Below are 240 nucleotides of genomic sequence, written 5' to 3'. Positions count from 1 at the left end.
GATGATGCGGATCGCGGCCGCATGCGTGCGGATCGTGATCCGGCTGATGTCGTCGGTCGATTTCCCCGCCGCGGCGCGCTGCGCGTGCAGCTGCAGCGCGGCCTCGGCGGCCGTCTGCGCGTGGGATTCGGCGGGGAACGCGATCTTGAACAGCACGTTTTCCATCACGTACGTGCCGTACGGGCGCTGGAAGCGGGACGGCTGCCCGTCGGACAGCACGTCGTAGAAGCCCCAGGTTTT

General features: G+C 67.9%; 1 pseudogene. It reads right to left on the bottom strand.

Features of this window, described 5'->3' with window-relative positions:
- A pseudogene (locus KVT39_RS37285) lies at positions 1-240 on the bottom strand (MmgE/PrpD family protein); the annotation flags it as partial.

This window comes from Burkholderia sp. GbtcB21 (assembly GCF_019091065.1).
Classification (GTDB): Bacteria; Pseudomonadota; Gammaproteobacteria; order Burkholderiales; family Burkholderiaceae; genus Burkholderia; species Burkholderia pyrrocinia_C.
The sequence above is the reverse complement of the archived record's forward strand: the minus strand, read 5'-3'. Positions and strand labels throughout refer to the sequence as shown.